2 protein-coding genes are annotated in these 2,191 nt (G+C 53.8%); both read right to left on the bottom strand.

What is annotated here, in order from left to right; all coding sequences use genetic code 11:
• Positions 1-175 precede the first annotated feature (175 nt).
• The gene (locus AC07V0_RS29950) at positions 176-1,612 is read right to left on the bottom strand and encodes an IS1182 family transposase (RefSeq protein WP_495020208.1); all 1,437 of its coding nucleotides are present in this window, start codon (positions 1,610-1,612) and stop codon (positions 176-178) included.
• Positions 1,613-1,736: 124 nt separating this feature from the next.
• A partial coding sequence (locus AC07V0_RS29945; RefSeq protein ID WP_495020207.1) for a hypothetical protein occupies positions 1,737-2,191 on the bottom strand: 455 nt, incomplete at its 5' end.

Here is a 2,191-nt window from a genome sequence, read left to right as displayed (position 1 = left end):
CCAGGCTGTGTGAAAACGCGCTAAATACGTCGAGAACTGAGAGGCGCGAGGATTGCCTGTGAAATCAGCGGGCGGAAGCGCGAATTGCCCTCGTCAGCGACATAGGCTTCGTAAATGCTGTTTGGGCCGCGTCAGCGGCCCAAACAGCCACTCACGGTCGATCAAACGGTTGGATTCACGCCCTGATCGCTTCAAGCAGTCCTGAGATGCCGAAGATGCTCATCATCCGTTTGAGGTTGTAGGCGAGCACGTGAAGGCTCATTTCGGTGCTTACCCTTGGTAGGGTTTTGGTCAGGAAGTGGGTACTTCCCATCCAGTATTTGAGCGTTCCAAAAGGATGTTCAACGGTCTGTCGGCGACGCCTCATCATCGTTGGATCATTTTCCAGCCGTACCTGCATCGCATCGACTACGGCTTCATGTTCCCAGCGCTTTACCCGGCGCTCCTTACCGGTCGTACACTGCTTCTGCATTGGGCAGGACTGGCAGCCCGAGAACCAATAACAGTGCAGAAGCATGCCGTCTTCCACCGAAGAATGCCGCCGGGTCAGTAACTGTCCCGCAGGGCATCGATACTCGTCCGATGCAGCAAGGTAGATGAAGTCCTGCTTACCAAATCGGCCTTCGGCTTTGCTGCCAGATGTGAGGGGTTTTGGTACGAAGGTAGTGATGCCGGCTTGCTCGCAAGCAAGGATTTCCAGACCTTTGTAATAGCCTCGGTCGGCCACCACCGTTAGCGATTCAGCCTCGATTTCTTCACGCGCCTGGTTCGCCATATTGCTCAGTTGCCCACGATCATTACCAACGTTGGTCACCTCGTGGGCAATGATCAGGTGGTGTTTGTCGTCGACAGCTGTTTGTACGTTGTAGCCAACCGTTCCGGTGCCTCGACCGCTCGTGGCCATTGAGCGTGCATCTGGGTCTGTGAGGGAGATCTGCTGGTCTGGACTTTCGTGGAGCTGCGCCTCGATTTCCTTGAGTTTCTGCATCTGCTTTTTCAGTGTTTCTATTTTTTCCTTAAGCCGCTCTGCTTTGGCCTCGGCGACTTCGGGCGTTGCCCTATCCGCCGAATCCATCGCCGCAAGATATCGATCAATACTCTGCTCGATCTGCTGCATGCGTGCCTTCACTTTGCCCTGAGTGAAGTTGCGGTCGCGATTATTGACGGCTTTGAATTTGCTGCCGTCGATGGCGATGATCGACTGGGAGAAGAGATTGAGGTTGCGGCAAAGAACTACGAACTGGCGGCATACGCTGCGAATGGCTTTGCCGTTGTCCTTGCGAAAGTCGGCAATGGTTTTGAAGTCCGGGGCCAAACGCCCCGTTAACCACATCAACTCGACGTTGCGCTCGGCCTCTCGCTCAAGCCGACGGCTGGACTGAATCCGATTGAGGTAGCCGTAGATATAGATCTTCAGCAACACCGCTGGGTGGTAGGCCGGACGACCAGTTGCGGCAGGATCGACGCCCTCAAAACCAAGCGCCCCCAGGTCGAGTTCATCGACAAAAACGTCAACCACGCGCACTGGATTTTCTTCGGCTACGTAATCGTCCAGACACTCCGGCAGCAACGTCACTTGCGTCCGTGCCTCACCTTCAATGAATCGCTTCATGATCGCCCCCGATACGATCTAGACGATCAAAAGATTAGACAAACACTGGCGTTTTCACCCGGTCTGGTCGACTGCTGCCTGTCATGAAAAGCCGTTTCGATCTAAACAACCCCCGTCATCGTCTCTAGAGCGATGATCGGTCGACACCTTGTACAATCTCGCTTGTTACAAAACCCACCCCGCAATGATCGCAATAAAACCCATCAACCAGCTGCTCCAGCGGCGCTGCTTTCAGAAGGGCAGGCTTGCATTCATCAACTGCTAGCTGATCCAAGCGTTGATAGCCTGCTTTTTCTTCCCCATTGAAGCGTTTTTTTGGGCTTGCTGCTCCTATCAGAATTCCCTTTGGTCTGACGTGTTGGACGGATCCACAGCGGGGGCAGGACTCCATAGGGTTATGGTTCATGGCATGACCTGATTTGAGAAGGGCGAGAGTAATGATACCGATGAACTCAAGAAATCCTTTAACCAATGTCGTAAGAACTGACTTCCAGAGCAGTGAAGATGATTCCGAATATCTACGGACTTCACGTAGAGACGCCCCGTCCCTATCGACGCTGACGTTTTCACACAGCCTGG

Source organism: Pseudomonas sp. GW821-FHT01E10 (assembly GCF_059422365.1).
Note: the sequence above shows the minus strand (reverse complement) of the source record. Positions and strands in the feature narration are given on the sequence as shown.